Origin of the sequence: Stenotrophomonas sp. (assembly GCF_032056425.1) — a bacterium.
Lineage (GTDB): Bacteria > Pseudomonadota > Gammaproteobacteria > Xanthomonadales > Xanthomonadaceae > Stenotrophomonas.
This window is the reverse complement of sequence record NZ_DAMBCN010000030.1, coordinates 37,314-55,429: the sequence shown is the minus strand read 5'-3', so window position 1 is coordinate 55,429 and position 18,116 is coordinate 37,314. Positions and strand designations below refer to the sequence as shown.

Below are 18,116 nucleotides of genomic sequence, written 5' to 3'. Positions count from 1 at the left end.
CCCACGCCGGCTCTCGGCACCTACGCTGCCAGATTTCCATCAGATAAGGCTTGGCAGCCGCATCCATGCGGCTGACACCCCGCAATCCGACACCGCCCCGCCTCTGACAGATTCCCGCGTTCTGTCGGAATGGCATGGGGTCGGATCCGGTTGCTGCGCAACGGGCTCTGACCCCAGCATTCTTTTGGATATCTGACAGATTCATCCACGCATGGCGTGGATCTACTGTGTCGACCAAGGTCGACACCTACCAGAGCAGAACGCTGTGTAGAGTCGAGCCATGCTCGACTGAAGCAACGGCAACGGCAACCGCAAAAGCGTGCATTGCGTGGGATGGTGGGTCGGTTGGCCAACGGCCAGTAGATCCACGCCATGCGTGGATGAATCTCAACCGGAATCGAAAAAATTCGATTGAACTCGAAGAGCATCCACGCATGGCGTGGATCTACTGTGTCGACCAAGGTCGACACCTACCAACAGCCGCGGGGGACTGTCGAAGGCGGGGTGGGTCCGGTTGCGGGGGCGTGAGCCGCATGGATGCGGCGACCGAGCTTACATGGACGTACTTGCAGCGTCCCCCGCAACCGGACCCACCGCGCCATTCCCCACGAACCCAGCGTTTGACGTTGACGTTGACGTTGCATTGAGCGGGTGCAGGGCGCAGCCCTGCCAAGCCCCCCACCCTATACTTGCCGCCGTGAGCCACTTCCCTGCCCTTGTCCCGCTGGATACCCCGCTGCTGGTCGCCTACAGCGGCGGGCTGGATTCGACCGTGCTGCTGCACTGGCTGTGGCGCTGCGCGCAGGCCAACGGCAGCCGTCTGCGCGCCATCCACGTGCACCACGGCCTGCAGGCCGATGCCGATGCCTGGGTGCGCCATTGCCAGCAGCAGTGCGATGCCCTGGGCATCGAACTGGCCGTGCACCGCGTGCAGATCGCCACGACCGCTGGCCTGGGACTGGAAGGCGCCGCCCGCCAGGCCCGGCGCGCCGCATTTGCCGCCGAGCTGCGCGAGGGCGAAACCCTGGCCCTGGCCCAGCACCAGGATGACCAGGCCGAAACCTTCCTGCTGCGCGCACTGCGCGGCTCCGGCATCGATGGCCTGGCGGCGATGGCCGCCGACAGCATGCTGCAGGGCCACCGCGTCTGGCGGCCCTTGCTGCACACCGCGCGCAGCGCGCTGCAGCACTACGCACAGCAGCAGGCCCTGCGCTGGATCGAAGACCCCAGCAACGGCCAGGACCATGCCGACCGCAACTTCCTGCGCCTGCACGTGCTGCCGCTGCTGCGCCAGCGCTGGCCACACGCGGCCGCGGCCCTGGCCGGCAGCGCCGATCACTGCGCACAGACCCGCGCACTGCTGGACGAGGAAGACGCCGAACTGATCGCGCATCTGGAAGTGGCGCCGCGGGTGCTGTCGCTGGAACTGCTGCGCCAGGTGTCGCCTGCGCGCGGTGCGCGCGTGCTGCGCGCCTGGGTACGCGCGCACGGTGCCGCACCGCTGCCGGCCACGGTGCTGCGGCAACTGCAGCACGAACTGCTGGAAGCGGCCAGCGATCGGCAGGCACAGGTGCGCTGGCAGGACCACGCCATCCAGCAGTGGCGCGGCCATGCGTACCTGCTGCCAGCGGAACTACCGGTACTTCCCGTCGATTGGCAGACCACCTGGGACGGCCGCGCGCCGCTGCCCTTGCCCGATGGCGGGCAGCTGAGCCTGCTCGGCGGCGAAGCGTTCGCGCAGCCGGTGCAGGTGCGCGCGCGGCGCGGCGGCGAACGCATCCTGTTGCCGGGCCGTACCCATTCACATGCGCTGAAAGACTGTCTGCAACGCGAGCACCTGGCCCCTTGGCGACGCGCGCAGCTGCCCCTGTTGTACGCCGGCGAGCAGTTGCTGGCCGCCGCCGACGTCGTGGTTTCCGCTCCCTTCCAGGCGTGGTTGCAGTCGGCCAGCGCACAGCTGCAGTGGCGACCCGGCGGCTGGTGAATTGACCCCTGCGCGTGGCCCGTCCACACTTGTCGCATGGCCAAGAAGTCCCCCGAAAACGCCTCCCCCGTTGCCCAGTTCGAACAATCGCTCGAATCGCTGGAGCAGCTGGTGGAGCAGATGGAAACCGGCGAGCTGAGCCTGGAAGCTTCGCTCAGTGCTTACGAACGTGGCGTCGGTCTGTACCGGCAGTGCCAGCAGGCGCTGGAGCAGGCCGAACTGCGCGTGCGCCTGCTCAGCGATCCGGCGCAGCCGGAAACAGCCGAACCCTTCGATCCGCCCAGCCATGACGGTTGAGGCGCTGTTCGCGCAGTGGCGCGACCGAATTGAAAGCCAGCTGGACGCGGCCCTGCCCTCGCCGGCCGACGCACCGCAGCGTCTGCACCAGGCCATGCGCTATTCGGTGCTGGGCGGCGGCAAGCGCATGCGCCCGCTGCTGGTCTACGCCAGTGGCCGCCTGTTCGGCGTGCCGCTGGAGCAACTGGATGCGGCCGCGATGGCCGTTGAGCTGATCCACGCCTATTCGCTGGTGCACGACGACCTGCCGGCCATGGACGATGACGCCCTGCGCCGCGGCAAGCCAACCACGCACATTGCCTTTGATGAAGCGACGGCGATCCTGGCCGGCGATGCCCTGCAGACCCGCGCCTTCGGCCTGCTGGCCGATGCCGCCCTGCCCGCCAGCCTTCGCGTGGCCTGCCTGCAGACCCTGGCCCACGCCTCTGGCGCGGCCGGCATGTGCGGCGGCCAGGCACTGGATATCGATGCCACCGGGCAGCAGCAGTCGCTGGCGGCGCTCACCCGCATGCATGCACTGAAGACCGGTGCGCTGATCCGTGCGGCGGTGCGCATGGGCGCGCTGTGCGGCGAGGCGCCCGCGCCGGTGCTGGCACAGCTGGACGGCTTTGCCGATGCGCTGGGCCTGGCCTTCCAGGTGCGCGATGACATCCTGGATGTCGAGGCCAGTTCCGAGCAGTTGGGCAAGACCGCCGGCAAGGACCAGGCGCAGGACAAGAGCACCTTCCCGGCATTGCTGGGCATGGACGGGGCCAAGGCGCAGCTGCGCGAGCTGGCCGCGCGCATGCAGGCGGCGCTGGCCGGTTACCACGAAGAAGCCGACGCGCTGCGTGCGCTGGCCACGCTGGCGGTGGAACGCGATCATTGACCGCGCCCGCCGGGCGTGGCCCGGCGCTGCCTCCACGCCGCAAATGGAAACGCCCGGCATTGCCGGGCGCTTCTTTGTGCGCGATGGATCGTTGTCGCTTACTTGATCAGGCGCAGCGCGAACGGGTAGCGGTACAGCTCGCCGTTGTTGGCCTTGACCGCAGCAATGATGCTGAAGATCAGGCTGAGCAGACCGACGATCGGCATCAGGATGGCACCGATGACCACGAATGTCAGGATGATGCAGACGAACATCGCGATGGCGATGGTGATCTGGAAGTTCAGCGCTTCCTTGGACTGGTCGGTCACGAAGGACTTGCTTGCATCATCCTTGTTGATCAGCCAGATGATCAGCGCACCGATGAAGCCGGTGAAGATGCCCAGCAGGTGCGCGGCCAGCGCCATGGTGCGCTGGTCGGACGGCGCGTTGCCCGCCGCCGGGACGTTATCGAAATCGCTCACGACAAAACTCCTTGTTTTTGGGTGGTCATGCGCGACCGGCAGCGGGCCGGTCGCGTCAGGCGGGCATAGCTTACGCCATCAACGCCATCAATCATTACCGGCGATCGTCATTCGCCCCACCAGGATCGAACCAGTGCGGATGTGCGAGCGCGGGTCGACGTCGCTGCCGACCGCTTCGATGCTGGCGAACATCTCCCGCAGGTTGCCGGCAATGGTGATGCCATCCACCGGGAACTGGATCTGGCCGTTCTCGACCCGGAAACCACCGGCGCCGCGCGAGTAGTCGCCGGTCACCCCGTTCACGCCCTGCCCCATCAGCTCGGTCACCAGCAGGCCGTCGCCCATCTGCCGGGCGATCTCGTGCAGCGAGCCCGCATTGGCAGCCAGCTGCAGGTTGTGCACACCGCCGGCGTTGGCGGTGGTCTGCAGCCCCAGCTTGCGGGCCGAGTAGCTGCCCAGCACATAGCGCTGCAGCACGCCATCGGTCACCAGGGCCGATGCCCGGGTGGCCACGCCATCGCCATCGAAGGCGGCCGAACGCAGGCCGCGGCGCAGGTGCGGCAGCTCTTCAATCTGCATCCACTCGGGGAAAAGGCGCTGGCCCACGCTGTCCAGCAGGAAGCTGGCCTGGCGGTACAGGGCGCCGCCAGACACGGCCGACAACAGGTGGCCGACCAGGCTGCGCGCCACTTCCGGGGCAAACAGCACGGGCAGGCTGCCGGTCGGCAGCGAACGCGGCTGCAGCCGGGCGACGGTCCGTTCGGCGGCGCGACGGCCGACGCTGGCCGGGTTTTCCAGGTCTTCGCGGGCCAGTGCGCCGGTGTACCAGCCATCCCGCTGCATGCCATCGCCGGTACCGGCAATCAGCGCGCAGCCGATCGAATGGTGGGTGCCGCGCTCGCGGCCGATGAAGCCATGCGAGTTGGCGTACACCGATACGCTCTGCATGCTCGACACCGAGGCGCCGTCAGAATTGCGGATCTGCGCATCGGCCTCGCGGCCGGCGGCCTCGCAGGCCAGGGCCAGATCCACCGCCTGGTCGGCCTGCAGCGCCCACGGGTGCCAGCTGTCCAGATCGGGGAAGTCGCGGGCCATCAGCGCGGCGTCGGCCAGGCCGGCGGCCGGGTCGTCCTCGGTGTGGCGGGCAATGGCACAGGCCTGCTCCACCGTGGCCTGCAGGCTGGCCTCGTTCAGATCGGCGGTGCTGGCACTGCCCTTGCGCTGGCCGAAGTAGACGGTCACGGCAATGCCGCGGTCACGGGTGGACTGCACCGTCTCCACCTCACCCAGGCGGACATTGACCTCCAGCCCGCGGTCTTCGCTGCAGCTCACTTCAGCCTGGCTGGCGCCCAGCGCGCGGGCACGGTCGATCAGCTGCTGGGAAAGGTCGGCCAGCCGTTCCAGACGGGCCAGGCTGTCGTCGCCGGTAGCCACTTCAGGGGCGATCACGTTCAATGCTTTATCCTGTACGGGTTGGGCCCGGCATCACGCCGGGCGACTTTTTTTGAGATCAGGTAGGGACGATGCGCGGACGCGACGAAGAAACCGGTGAATTCCACGACAAGAGCCGCAGCCAGAACCGGCGCGACGCACTTGACGTGCTGGCCCTGGGCGAGAAGCTGGTGTCGCTGACTCCGGCCCAGCTGGCCCGCCTGCCGATCCCCGAGGACCTGCTGCCGCACATCGCCGAGTGCAAGCGCATTACCGCGCACATCGCCCACAAGCGACAGCTGGCATTCCTGGCAAAGCACATGCGTCGCGAGGATGAGGCCACGCTGGACGCGATCCGCGATGCGCTGGACGCCAACAGTGAAACCGGCCGCCGCGAGGTGGCGATGATGCACCGCGCCGAAGACTGGCGCGAGCGCCTGCTGGCCGAGGGCGACAAGGCGCTGGCCGCCCTGCTGGACGACTACCCGCAGGCTGACCGCCAGCAGCTGCGCACGCTGGTGCGCAACGCCCAGGCCGAAAAGGCCAAGAACAAGCCGCCGCGCGCCTACCGCGAGATCTTCCAAGTGCTGCGCGCGCTGATGCTGCCGGCGGCGCTGGGCCTGAAGGCCGCGACCGACGAGGCCGACGACGTCGGTACCGACGAAGCCGACGAGGACTGAGTCCCCGCCGGCCCGGGCATGGGCGCTGGCCATCGCCGCGCTCAGGCCTGGGTACCGCCCACGGTCAGCCCTTCGATCAGCAGCGAGGGCTGGCCGACACCGACCGGCACGCTCTGGCCATCCTTGCCACAGATGCCTACGCCCTCGTCCAGGGCCAGGTCGTTGCCGACCATGCGCACCTTCTGCATGGTTTCCGGGCCATTGCCGATCAGGGTCGCGCCCTTCACCGGCGCGGTGATGCGGCCATCTTCGATCAGGTAGGCCTCGGTAGCCGAGAACACGTACTTGCCGCTGGTGATGTCCACCTGGCCGCCGCCGAAGTTGACCGCATACAGGCCCTTCTTCACCGAACGGATCATCTCCTGCGGGTCGTGCTCGCCGGCACGCATGTAGGTGTTGGTCATGCGCGGCATGGTCAGGTGCGCGAACGATTCGCGGCGGCCGTTGCCGGTCGGGGCCATGCCCATCAGGCGCGCGTTCAGCGCATCCTGCATGTAGCCCACCAGGATGCCGTCCTCGATAAGCGTGGTGCACTGGCTGGGGTGGCCTTCGTCGTCGATGTTCAGCGAACCGCGGCGTCCGTCCAGGGTGCCATCGTCGACGATGGTCACCCCCGGCGCGGCCACGCGCTCGCCAATGCGGCCGGCGTAGACACTGGTGCCCTTGCGGTTGAAATCACCTTCCAGGCCGTGGCCCACCGCCTCGTGCAGCAGCACGCCCGGCCAGCCCGGGCCCAGCACCACCGGCATCACCCCGGCCGGGGCCGGCACGGCGTCCAGGTTCACCAGCGCCTGGCGCAGGGCTTCGCGGGCGAAGGCTTCCGGGCGGCCATCGGCAAACAGTTCGGCATAGCCATAGCGGCCGCCGCCACCGGCATAACCCGACTCGCGGCGACCGTTCTGTTCCACGATCACCTGCACGTTCAGGCGCACCAGCGGGCGCACGTCGGCGCCGAGCACGCCGTCGGTGCGGGCCACCAGCACGGTGTCCACGCCGCCGGACAGGCTGACCATCACCTGCTTCACCCGCGGGTCGGCCGCGCGCAGGTAACCGTCCAGGCGCTTGAGCACTTCCACCTTCGCTTCGTTGCCCAGGCTGTCGATCGGGTCCAGCGTGGGGTACAGCGCGCGCGCACTGCCGCGCAGCAGCGAACGCCCGGCCTGCGCCCCGCCTTCGCGCGAGATCGCGCGCGCCGACTGTGCGGCGCTCAGCAGTGCATCGGCATGGATATCGCCGGAGTAGGCAAAGCCGGTCTTTTCCCCGGCAATGGCACGCACGCCCACGCCCTGTTCAATGGAATGCGCACCGTCCTTGACGATGCCGTCTTCCACACTCCAGCTTTCGCGCCGGGCGTGCTGGAAATAGAGGTCACCGAAGTCCACGCCGGGGCCGAGCAGCTGGCCGAAGGCGCGCTCAAGGCCGGCGGTATCCAGGCCGCCGGGGCGCAGCAGGCGGTCGTGGGCAAGAGTCAGGGCAGTATCAGTCATGGTCTCGATCTGGGGGTGCTGGCGCGGCCAGGCAAGGCCACGCGGTGAACGGGGGCGCCGCGCTCAGCGCGGGCGCGGCAGGTCGGTCACGGTCGGCGGCGGAACCGGCACGGGCACCGGAACCGGCGCAGGTGCCGGGCTGCGGTCGCGGCCGCGCTCGATCACCTCCACCTTGGGCTCCTTCCACGGCCCGGTCACCCGATAGGTGCGGGCGCCGATCTCACCCAACGGCTTGGACAGTACCGCATTGGTGGCCGCGCCCAGCGCCGCGCCCACCGGGCCACCGGCCATCGCGCCCACCACCGTCAGCAGGTTGCCGGCACGCGGGTTCACATCGATGGTCTGGTCGAACTGCTGCTGGCGCAGGTCGGTCTGGCCACGGATGGTGATGTTCGCCGCCGGACCTTCGATCAGCACCTTGTCGGTGCGCGCCATGCCGTTGGCGAACTGCATGCCGCCCTCGATCTGGTTGAAGGCAAAGCCCTTGGAGAAGAAATCACGGAAGTCGAACATCAGGCGGCGCGGCAGCTGGGCCACGCTCAGCAGGCCCAGCACGCGCCCAGCGCCCGGCTCCAGCTCCAGCAACTGGCCATTGCGGGCATGGATGTCCAGCTGCCCCTGCAGGTTGCCCAGCTGGAAGTCCGACGGGCCACCGGCCCACGAGGCCTGCAGCTGCGCCTGTCCGGAGCCCCCGCGCAACTGGCCGCCGTAGTCGAAGTTGTGCATCAGGCCGCCCAGGTCTTCGCTGCGCACCTGGGCGTTCAGTTCGGTACGGGCACCGGCGCTTCTGCCCAGCCAGCGGCCGGTGATGTCGATTTCCTGGTCCGGCGCGCGGAAGCGCAGCTCGTCCACGCTCAGGCCCTGCGCCAACGGCCGGGTACGCAGCACCGCCTGGCCCAGCACCACCTTGCCGAATTTCAGGTCGGCGATATCCAGGGCGAACGGCGGCAGCTTGGCCGGGTCCATGTCGTCGGCACCGGCCTGCACTTTCGCGGCAGGCGGGGTTGCCGCGCCGGCTGCGGCAGGTGGCGATTGCCAGTACACACGGTCCAGCGTGCCGCTGATGGTGCCGCCGTCGGCATTGGGCACGCTCAGGCGACCGGCCAGCGACGGCCCATCCATGCGCACATCCAGTGCCTGCGGGCCGGGGTGCAGCTGCAACCGGGTCTGCGCGAACACGCCGCCGATCAGCATCAGCTGGCCCACCTGCACATCCACCGTGCGCAACGGCATGCGGTCGCCATCGCCACCGGCGCCGCGGGCCAGGCCGATCCATTCCAGCGCGTCCAGGGTGGGGCTGCGGCCGTTGATGGTCAGCCCGCTGGGCGGCGGCTCGCGGTCCACCTGGCTGCTGCCCAGGGTGACCTGCACGCCGGTCTGGTTGTTGTGGCTGCGCGCAGCCAACGCCAGGCGGTTGCCGAACGCGACGTCGATGCGACCCGCCCCCATCGGCAGCTGTGCGGCTACGGTGGTGGGCAGCGGCTCGGCGGCCGGCTTGTCCAGCGGCGCTGGCAGGTCCAGACGGGTGCCGACAAGGTCAGAACGCAGGCGCAGTTCGCTGGGCGGCGCGGCGCTGCCGGGTGACACCTTCGGCAGATTCACCGCGATCGTCCATGGCGAGGTGCCATTGATGTAGGGCTTCAGCCACGCCATTTCCGGCGCGCGATCAAGCAGCACACCGGCCTCCAGGCTTGCCGACAATTCCGATTCGAACGCCAGCCGCGCATCGCGCACGAAGCCGCCCGCGCGCAGGCTCAGCGTGCCGTCCTGGCCCAGGTGGCGCACCGACAGCGACTCGGCCGCGAACCCGGCGTTGCTGTAGCGGGCCTGGCCGTGCATGCCATCGAAGGCCACATCGAAGCGCTTGTCGGCCAGCTTCACGCCGGCCAGGTCCACCGTGCCCTGCAGATGGCCGCCGCCCTGGTCATGGTGCAGCGGCTGCAGCAGGTCGAAGTGCACGTTGGCCGGGCCACTGGCGCTCAGGTTGTCCAGTGTGTCGCCGTATTCCTTGTGCAGCCCGCTCTGCCGCAGCATGGCCAGCAGCGCCCCGGCCTCGCTGCGGCTGTCGGCGCGCACGTACAGCGGTTGCTGGCCGAAATCGGGAATGCCGGCTTCGAAATGCTGCACCGCCACCCCGGCCAGATCGCCGCGGCCCTGGATTTCAAAGCCCGGGCCGATGAAGGCGACATCGGCGTCCACCTGCCCCATCAGCGGCCAGTCGTGCTGGAAGCGGATCTGGCCGTTGCTGATATGCCCGGTGGCCTCGAAGCGGCCATCATTGTTGTCGAACGGCCAGTCATCCAGGTCACCGCTGACCAGACCAATACCGTCCCGCACCTGACCACCGGCCAAGGCCATGTCCAGCCAGTCGGTGGCGCCCTTGCTCATCTTGGAATGGATCCAGAAGCGCTTGGCCGCAGTCATCGGCACGTCGTCCAGCTTGGCCGCCAGCTGCAGCCACGGCCGCGTGCCATCGCCCTGGAACCAGACACCGCCGCGCACATCGGCAGCGTAGTCGGTGCCCTGCACGCGCATGGCCGGGGTGCCGATGCGCCAACCACCCGCCTCATCGCGCCAGCCCACCACCTGTCCGGCCAGGTGCAGGTCGTGGCGCACGCCAAAGCCGCTGGGCCAATCGAACTGCAACTGCCGTTGCGGCTGCAGCTGCAGGCTGAAGCCCTCGGCATCGCCTTCAAAGCGTCCGCCCAGTCCGCGCAGGCCCGGCGCGCCGGCCACGCTGGCAAAGCCCAGCGACTGCAGCTCGCCCTGCGCCCACAATGGACCGTCGCGCTGGCCACGCAGCTGAAGGGCTGCCAGATCCAGCTGTGGCCGGGCCAGGTACAGCCAACGGCGCAGGCCCGGGTCCATGCGGTCGCTCAACGCCAGCGCGCGCACGGCCGTACCGGCCTGCACGGCGCCACTGCTGATCTGCAGCTGCCGGCCCATCCGCACCTGCAGGCCATCGAGTTGTTGGGCACCGTCTTCGCCCTGCAGGCGCAGCTTCGGCACCTGCAGCACCCAGCCATCGGCCTGCCGCTGCCAACGCAGCCGTGCCTGCAGCCGCTGCAGCTGCAACTGCGGTTGCTCCACGCCAGGCATGGGCGCGCCTTCCATGCGCAGGTCGCGCAGGTCCGAGTCGGTGGAAACCGCCACCGGGGCGAAATCACGCAGCGTCAGCCACAGGTTCAACTCGCCCTTACCCTCGCGCAGGCGCATTCCGGCGCCCGCCAGCAGGGGGGCCCACGCATGGAAATCCACCGGGTCGGCCCCCAGCCACGCCTGGCCATTGCCCTTGCGCCGGTCCAGTTCCAGCACCGCCGTCAGCGGCAGCGCCTCGGGCTGCGCCCACGCGCGTACCCCCGCCTGCAGGCGATCGCCCTGCACGCGCAGGCGCAGATCGATGCGCGGCAGAGTGGCCTCGATGCCCAGTGCGGGCGCATGCACGGCCAGACGCCCGCCAATCACCTGCAGCTCGCCCAGCCGACGCAGCGCATCCAGCGGGTCGCCGCCGCTGGTCGACTGCGGCAGGCCACGCACGCTCCAGCGACCATCTGCCGCCTGCTGCAGGTCCAGCGACAGCCCGCGCAGGCGCAGTTCGGTCAGCGACCGCCCGGGCAACAGCCCGCTGTACAGCGACACCAGCACCTCGGCTTCACCGATGGCCAGGCCCTGTCCGGCGCCGATATGCAGCCCCTTCAACTGCAGCAACGGACCACGTCGGGTCCAGGCCGTCTGCAGGCGATCGAAACGCACCGGCTGGCCGGCGCGCGCGCTCAGCCACGCGGCAATCTGCTGCGGGTGGCGCTCGGCCAGCGGCAGCAGCTGGCTGAGGGTGCCCACCAGCAGCGCCAGCAGGACCAGTCCTACCGCGCAGGCGGCAATGAGATGACGGCGGATCCTTCGCAGTCGCAGGCGCGGCGGCGCGCTCATCGGCCGGCGCCGGACAGCCGCCGGCGTGGATCAGAGCAGAACCACATCGAACTGCTCCTGCAGGTACTGCTCGTCCGCCTGGAAGCGGATGCTCTTGCCGAGGAATTCCTCCAGCTCGGCCACGGCGGCCGATTCCTCTTCGGTGATGCGTGCTACCACCTTGGTCGAGGCGATCACCAGCAGGCGCGCGGCATCGAACTGGCGCACCGCGCGGGTGATCTCCCGGAAGATCTCGTAGGTCACCGTCTCGGTGGTCTTGATGCTGCCACGGCCACTGCATTGCGGGCAGGTTTCCGACAGCTGGCGCTCCAGGCTTTCCACGGTGCGCTTGCGGGTCATTTCCACCAGGCCCAGCGGCGAGAAGTCGTACACCGTGGTCTTGGCATGGTCGCGGGCCAGCGCCTTTTCCAGCGTGCGCAGCACCTGGCGGCGGTGCTCGGCGTCGTCCATGTCGATGAAATCGATGATGATGATGCCGCCCAGGTTGCGCAGGCGCAGCTGCCTGGCCACCGCCTGCGCGGCCTCCAGGTTGGTGCGGAACACGGTTTCTTCCAGGTTGCGCTGGCCCAGGAACGAACCGGTGTTCACATCGATGGTGGTCATCGCCTCGGTCTGGTCGATCACCAGGTAGCCACCGGACTTGAGCGGCACCTGCTTGTCCAGCGCGCGGCCGATCTCGTCTTCCACGCCGAACATGTCGAAGATCGGGCGGTCGCCACTGTACAGCTCGATCTTCTCGGCCAGCACCGGCATGTACTTGGCCACGAACGCCTGCAGCTGGGCGAAGGTTTCCTTGGAATCGACCTTCACCTTGTCCACGTCCTTGCGGATCAGGTCACGCACCGAACGCAGCGGCAGGCTCAGGTCTTCATAGATGTTGCTGCACGAGGCCGCTTCGCGGCCGCGGCGCTCGACCACGTTCCAGACCCGCGACAGGTACGCGATGTCCTCGGCAATGGCTTCGGCCGGCTGGCCCTCGGCATTGGTGCGCACGATGTAGCCGTAGCCGCCGTGCTGGGCCGACAGTTCGGTCACCAGCGCTTTCAGGCGTGCGCGCTCGCCTTCGTCCTCGATGCGCGCCGAAACGCCCACCACTTTCGACTGCGGCAGCAGCACCATGTAACGCGAGGGAATGCTGATCTGGGTGGTCAGGCGGGCGCCCTTGGTGCCGATCGGGTCCTTCACCACCTGCACCACGATGTCCTGGCCGTCACGCAGCAGTTCCACGATGGGCACGCTGGAGGGCGGCGGCAGGGTGGTGTTCTCGGTATCGGCGCTGGCCACCGGGGCCGGCCGCACCACGTCGTTGGCGTGCAGGAACGCGGCGCGCTCCAGCCCCACTTCCACGAACGCGGCCTGCATGCCGGGCATGACCCGCTGCACCTTGCCCTTGTAGATGTTGCCGACCACGCCCCGGCGCCAGCCGCGCTCGATGTGCAGTTCCTGCAGCATGCCGTTTTCGATCACCGCGACCCGGGTTTCGCGCGGGGTCACATTGACCAGGATTTCCTCAGACATCGGCAGCCTCCCTGGCGGCATGGGCAGTGGGGGCCAGCACGCCGCAGCGGGCCAGCAGGCGATCAGTGTGCAGCAAAGGCAGCCCCATCACGCCGGAGTAGCTGCCTGACAGGTGTTCGATCCAGCGCTCGGCACCGCCCTGGATGGCGTAGGCCCCTGCCTTGTCCAGAGGTTCCCCGGTGGCCACGTAGGCGGCGATGTCAGCGGCGGCGATCGGCGCGAAGGTCACCTCGGAGATCACCAGCTCGGTCTCCAGGCCCTGCGCATGCACGACCACCACCGCGGTCATTACCTGGTGGGTGCGCCCGGCCAGGCGCGCCAGCATGGCGCAGGCCTGGGCCGCATCGGCCGGCTTGCCGAACACCTGGCCGTCCAGCACCACCTCGGTATCCGAGCCCAGCACCCGCGCCTGCGGGTCGCTGGCCAGCACCCGGGCCAGCCCGGCGCGCGCCTTGTCGGCGGCCACCCGGCATACATACTGTTCGGCACTTTCCTGCGGCGCACGCTGCTCGGGCACCTCCAGGTCCAGGGCTTGGAAGGGGCGTTCGAGTCGGGCCAGCAGCTGGTTGCGTCGGGGCGATCGGGAAGCGAGATAGAGCATCGGCACAGCATAACCTGAGGCCGCCGCCTGAATCGTCGGCAACCCGGCCTTCGATGCGTTCAACCCCGAACGGACTCACAGCGCGTTCATCGCTACGACACCACCCTCACCGGCACAACAAGGAGATCCCATGCGCCGCACCGCCACCCCGCTGCTGCTTGCCCTGTCCCTCGCTCTTGGAGCTTCGATGACCGCCCATGCTGCCCCGCCGCCGCCGCCCGCCGTCGCTGCCGCCGAAGGCACCCTGCTGAACATCTCGGCCAATGCTGAAGCCACCCGCGTGCCGGACGTGGCCACCCTGTCGGCCGGCGTGGTCACCCAGGCGGCCGACGGCAACAGCGCCATGCGCCAGAACGCCCAGCAGATGGACAAGGTACTGGCCGCGATCAAGGCCGCCGGCATTGCCGAGCGCGACGTGCAGACCAGCGGCGTCAGCCTCAACCCGCAGTACCGCTACACCGACAACGAAGCACCGAAGATCACCGGCTACCAGGCCAGCAACACGGTCAGCGTGAAGGTGCGTGACATCGCCAGGCTGGGCAAGGTACTGGACGCATTGGCCGCGCAGGGCGCCAACCAGATCAACGGCCCGCAGTTCGAGATCGACCAGCCCGAGCCGGTCTACGACGAAGCCCGCCTGGCCGCGCTGAAGAAGGCCCAGGCCCGTGCCCAGACCTATGCGAAGTCGCTGGGCCTGCAGGTCCGTCGCATCGTCAGCATTTCCGAGAACAGCAATGGCGGCTTCCGCCCGATGCCGATGATGGTCGCCCGCTCGGCCATGGCCGGCGCGGCCATGGACAAGGCCACCCCGGTGGCGCCGGGTGAATCGACCGTGTCGGTGAACCTGGACGTGGTGTTCGAACTGGGCCGGTAACCGCCGCCGGGCATGGCCCGGCGCTACCGCTTCATGAAGCCCAGCCCAACGGGGTCGCACCTGACTCTAGGCAGTCGCCCTCGGCTGGCGCTAATGATGGACTGCCAGCCGCGTGCGGCAACCCCGATGGCGGCCCTGGTGCGTCAAGGACTTCGACACTGGCATGGAGGTGGACCATGGTTCGTACCTATCCCGTAGCATCCCAGCACTTCGACCCCGCCCGCATTGCCGCCTGGAGCGCGGCCATTGCCCTGCACCTGCTCGCCCTGCTGTTGCTGCTGATCCCAGCGACCTACCAGGCCATCAGCGCACTGCCGCGTGACAACACCATCGTGCGCTTCATCCCCAAGGAAGACCCCAAGCCGCTGGAACCCACGCCGCTGCCGCCGAAGCCGGAGGTGGTGAAGCGGGTACCGGAATCGCAACCGGTGCCGACGGTCACCCCGCCGCTGCCCGCGCCCACTGCCACGCTGGAAGAAGCCCAGGGCATCATTCTGCCTGCGGCCGCGCAGACAGCGGTCGAAGCTCCGCCTGCGCTGGACCCGGGCGCACCGGTCACCGGCGCACAGCTGCAGTACCGCACCGCCCCACCGCCGAGCTACCCGGTGGCGGCCCTGCGCAACCACGAACAGGGCACCGTGCTGCTGCGGGTTGAGGTGGATCGGAGCGGGCAACCGGTCAACGTCAGCATCGAACGCAGCAGCGGCTCGCGCAGCCTGGACCAGGCCGCCCGCCAGCAGGTGCTGCGCCATTGGCGTTTCGTCCCGGCCGAACGTGATGGACAGGCAGTGGCTGCCATCGGCATGGTGCCGGTGCAGTTCAGCCTGCCCGACTGACGGCAGTGCCGATGAACCGGCCCGGCGTACGGCCGGGCCGGGATCGTCGAACGCGAGCTGCACCGCAACCCGGCCAATGCACTCCGGTTCTTCAGTGGCGATCACAATTCCGTTACGAATTCAGTAAAACTTCACGACGTCGTCACCTGCGGGAAACCTAGATTGGCGCGTCACCGGGGCACACCGGTGACGCCCTCGATGCTCGAGTTTTTCCAGTCAGGAGAGAAGCTGTGAAACACCCGATCCAACGGCCCGCCAGCCGCCGCCATAACCACCTGGCAACGTCCATCACCCACATCCTTACCGGCGGCGTAGTGCTGCTGGCCGGCGCCGTGGTCTCCCCTGCCTTCGCACAGGACCAGGCCACCAACCTTGACCGGATCACCGTGACCGGTTCGAACATCCCGCGCACCAACACCGAAACACCGTCGCCGGTGCAGGTGGTGACCCGCCAGGAAATCGATCGCACCGGCAAGACCACGGTGGCCGAATACCTGCAGACGTTGACCGCCGACGGTTCCGGCTCGATCCCCAAGACCTTCGGCAACGGCTTCGCCGGTGGTGGCGCAGGTATTTCGCTGCGCGGCCTGGGCGCCGGCTCCACGCTGGTGCTGTTGAACGGCCGCCGCATGGCCACCTATGGTCTGGCCGATGATGGCCAGAAGGTGTTCACCGATCTCAGCACCATTCCGCTTGACGCTGTCGAGCGCGTGGAAGTGCTGAAGGACGGCGCCTCGGCCATCTACGGCTCCGATGCGATCGCCGGCGTGGTCAACATCATCCTGCGCAGCGACTTCCAGGGTGGGATCCTGCGCGGTTCCTACGGCGTATCCGGCGATGGCGATGGCGATGCCAAGAAGGCCACGCTGACGGCCGGTACCGGCGACCTGTCCACCGATGGCTGGAATGCGTTCTTCAGCCTGGACGTCGGCAAGACCGACGCGATCAAGATCAGCGACCGCAAGAACCGCAAGTGGATCGGCACCGGTGACATCCGTCAGTGGGGCTATGGCAACAATGCCCAGTTCCTGGGCGGCGCCTACCTCAACGGCCGTACCGCGGGCGGCGTCGGCCCCAACGGCTCGGTCTTCGATGATCGCGTCCCGGCGGGCACCTCCGCGCAGCTGGTTCCGCTGCCCGGCTGCCAGGGCCTGACCACCATTCCCGGGCAGACCGATGCTTCGGTGGCGGCGCAGGGCTGTCTGTGGGATCCGAACCAGCTGTACCGCGACCTCACCCCCGAGGAGAAGTACGTCAACGTGTTCGGCCGCGCCAGCTTCGCCTTCGGTGAAGGCGGCGAGGTGTACACCGAGATCGGCTATTCGAAGAAAGAAACAATCTTCAGCAACACGCCGTCCGGCGTATCCGGCAGCTGGGGTTACCCGGAAGGTCCGCGCAATGCCAGCAGCGGCGCAGGCGCCGTGGTGCTCTCGCCCACCCATCCGGACAACCCGATTCCCGGCCAGGCCTCGCGCCTGCGTTACTCCGCCTGGGATGTCGGTCCTCGCGTGACCAACAACACCAATGAGTTCAACCGCTTCCTGGTGGGCGTGAAGGGCAACTGGGGCGAGTGGAGCTATGACACCGCCTACCTGCATTCGGGCACCGACCTGGTCAACAAGCGTACCGGCTTCCTGCGCTACAGCGCCGTGCAATGCGCACTGGGCAACCCGACCTGCGCCGGCGGCGTGTGGCGCATCGGCGATAACGCCGGCCTCAATTCGCAGGCGCTGTACGACTACATCTCGCCCACCATCAGTGCCCGCGCCAAGTCCAGCCTGGACATGTTCGACTTCACCATCTCGCGCAGCCTGATGGATCTGAAGGGCGGCCCGCTCGGCCTGGCCATGGGTACCGAATGGCGCAAGACCAGCAACAGCCTGACGCCGCAGACCTACACCGACCAGGGTGACATCATCGGCCTGGGCTATTCGGCCTATGACGGTACCCAGAACGTGTACGCCGGCTATGTCGAACTGTCCGCGCCGGTGCTGGAATCGCTGGAACTGTCGGCCGCCGTGCGTTACGACAAGTACGAAAGCGGTGAAGGCAAGGCGACCCCGAAGCTGGGCGTGAAGTTCACCCCGGCCGACTGGATCGCCCTGCGCGCCAGCTACGCCGAAGGCTTCCGCGCGCCGAACCCGGCCGAGAACGGTGACGGTGGCCTGGCTGCATTCTCCAACGCCCGTGACCCGGTCCGCTGCGCCGCCAGCCCGGCTGCCGACGTCGGCACCAACTGCAGCTCGCGGCCGGTTGCGATCATCACCCGCCCCAACAAGGACCTGAAGCCCGAAGAGTCCAAGAGCTACTCGGTGGGTATTGTCCTGCAGCCGACGTCCAGCACGTCGCTGACCGTCGACGCGTGGCAGATCAAGCGCACCAATGAAATCGCGCAGGGCTCCACGGCCGATGCCATCGCCGCCGGCAACGTGCTGCGCGACATCGACCTGATCAACGGCATCGCGGGCACGGGCAGCATCCTGGCAGTCAACACCGCCTACATCAATGCGGCCTCCACGCGTGTCCGCGGCATCGACACCGATATCCGCCAGACCTTCGATATCGGCCCGGGCCAGCTGGAAATGGACCTGCAGTGGAGCCACGTGCTGAAGTACGAGCGCACCGACGCTGATGAAACCTTCGACTACGCAGGCACCCACGGCAACTGCGATGTGACCAACTGCATCGGTACGCCGAAGGACCGCATCAACTTCGGCACCACCTGGCGCCAGGGCCCCTGGAGCGTAAGCGGCGTCGCCAACTACATCTCGAAGATGGATAACAAGGACTTCCGTGGTCCGGACGGCTCGTATCAGTTCGCTTATGCCGACGGCACCGACGTCACCAAGATCTCCTCGTTCACCACCTTCGACCTGTCCGGTCGCTGGAACATCACCGAGGCGTTTGAACTGAATGCCTCGGTGCAGAACGTGTTCGACCGCATCGCGCCGCTCGACCCGACCACCTACGGCGGCGTGAACTACAACCCGCTGCACTTCAGCGGTGCGATCGGCCGTTACTTCACCGTCGGCGCCAAGTACACCTTCAACTGATCCAGGAAGGCGAACCGCACTGCAAAGGCCCGGGCACGTCCCGGGCCTTTTCTTTTTCACCACGGCCCGATGGGCCATGATGAAGGCCTCCCGCGC

General features: G+C 68.1%; 13 protein-coding genes. 7 read left to right on the top strand and 6 right to left on the bottom strand.

The genetic code is table 11. From position 1 onward, the window contains the following. Positions 1–697 precede the first annotated feature (697 nt). The 3 genes from tilS to RTY46_RS17185 are packed head-to-tail and all read left to right on the top strand — an operon-like array spanning position 698 to position 3,149. Positions 698–1,984: a tRNA lysidine(34) synthetase TilS gene (gene tilS / locus RTY46_RS17195; protein ID WP_312709904.1), complete on the top strand. Its 1,287-nt coding sequence runs from the start codon at positions 698–700 to the stop codon at positions 1,982–1,984. A gap of 36 nt (positions 1,985–2,020) precedes the next feature. Then, positions 2,021–2,281, top strand: a complete 261-nt coding sequence (locus RTY46_RS17190; protein WP_006381978.1) for an exodeoxyribonuclease VII small subunit — start codon at positions 2,021–2,023, stop codon at positions 2,279–2,281. Then, on the top strand, positions 2,271–3,149 hold the full coding sequence (locus RTY46_RS17185) for a farnesyl diphosphate synthase (protein WP_312709903.1): 879 nt from the start codon (positions 2,271–2,273) through the stop codon (positions 3,147–3,149). Before RTY46_RS17190 ends, RTY46_RS17185 begins: the two co-directional genes overlap by 11 nt. 98 nt (positions 3,150–3,247) lie before the next feature. On the opposite strand, the gene RTY46_RS17180 is transcribed toward RTY46_RS17185, so the two are convergent. Then, entirely contained in the window at positions 3,248–3,610 is a 363-nt protein-coding gene (locus tag RTY46_RS17180; RefSeq protein WP_312709902.1) for a DUF4870 domain-containing protein, read from the bottom strand. Between the two features lie 87 nt (positions 3,611–3,697). Further along, positions 3,698–5,065, bottom strand: coding sequence for a metalloprotease PmbA (pmbA, locus tag RTY46_RS17175; RefSeq protein WP_312709900.1), 1,368 nt, complete (start codon positions 5,063–5,065; stop codon positions 3,698–3,700). Between the two features lie 68 nt (positions 5,066–5,133). Here pmbA and yjgA point away from each other — a divergent pair, with 68 nt between their 5' ends. Then, positions 5,134–5,721, top strand: a complete 588-nt coding sequence (yjgA, locus tag RTY46_RS17170) for a ribosome biogenesis factor YjgA (RefSeq protein ID WP_108753744.1) — start codon at positions 5,134–5,136, stop codon at positions 5,719–5,721. 41 nt (positions 5,722–5,762) lie between these two features. On the opposite strand, the gene tldD is transcribed toward yjgA, so the two are convergent. The 4 genes from tldD to RTY46_RS17150 form a co-directional block, all read right to left on the bottom strand. Beyond that, the gene (tldD, locus tag RTY46_RS17165) at positions 5,763–7,208 is read right to left on the bottom strand and encodes a metalloprotease TldD (protein ID WP_312709899.1); all 1,446 of its coding nucleotides are present in this window, start codon (positions 7,206–7,208) and stop codon (positions 5,763–5,765) included. A gap of 63 nt (positions 7,209–7,271) precedes the next feature. Continuing rightward, positions 7,272–11,138 carry a YhdP family protein gene (locus tag RTY46_RS17160; RefSeq protein ID WP_312709897.1) on the bottom strand — a complete coding sequence of 1,289 codons (3,867 nt, stop codon included), beginning with the start codon at positions 11,136–11,138 and terminating at the stop codon, positions 7,272–7,274. Positions 11,139–11,168: 30 nt separating this feature from the next. Then, positions 11,169–12,656 carry a ribonuclease G gene (rng, locus tag RTY46_RS17155; RefSeq protein ID WP_312709896.1) on the bottom strand — a complete coding sequence of 496 codons (1,488 nt, stop codon included), beginning with the start codon at positions 12,654–12,656 and terminating at the stop codon, positions 11,169–11,171. After that, positions 12,649–13,257 (bottom strand): Maf family nucleotide pyrophosphatase, encoded by a 609-nt coding sequence (locus RTY46_RS17150; protein ID WP_312709895.1) that lies wholly within the window; start codon positions 13,255–13,257, stop codon positions 12,649–12,651. The genes rng and RTY46_RS17150 overlap by 8 nt, the downstream gene beginning before the upstream one ends. A gap of 130 nt (positions 13,258–13,387) precedes the next feature. Here RTY46_RS17150 and RTY46_RS17145 point away from each other — a divergent pair, with 130 nt between their 5' ends. From RTY46_RS17145 to RTY46_RS17135, 3 genes are all read left to right on the top strand, one after another. Then, positions 13,388–14,131: an SIMPL domain-containing protein gene (locus tag RTY46_RS17145; RefSeq protein WP_312709894.1), complete on the top strand. Its 744-nt coding sequence runs from the start codon at positions 13,388–13,390 to the stop codon at positions 14,129–14,131. Between the two features lie 176 nt (positions 14,132–14,307). Then, entirely contained in the window at positions 14,308–14,967 is a 660-nt protein-coding gene (locus tag RTY46_RS17140) for a TonB family protein (RefSeq protein WP_312709893.1), read from the top strand. 230 nt (positions 14,968–15,197) lie between these two features. Then, the gene (locus RTY46_RS17135) at positions 15,198–18,020 is read left to right on the top strand and encodes a TonB-dependent receptor (RefSeq protein WP_312709892.1); all 2,823 of its coding nucleotides are present in this window, start codon (positions 15,198–15,200) and stop codon (positions 18,018–18,020) included. Positions 18,021–18,116: the final 96 nt, after the last annotated feature.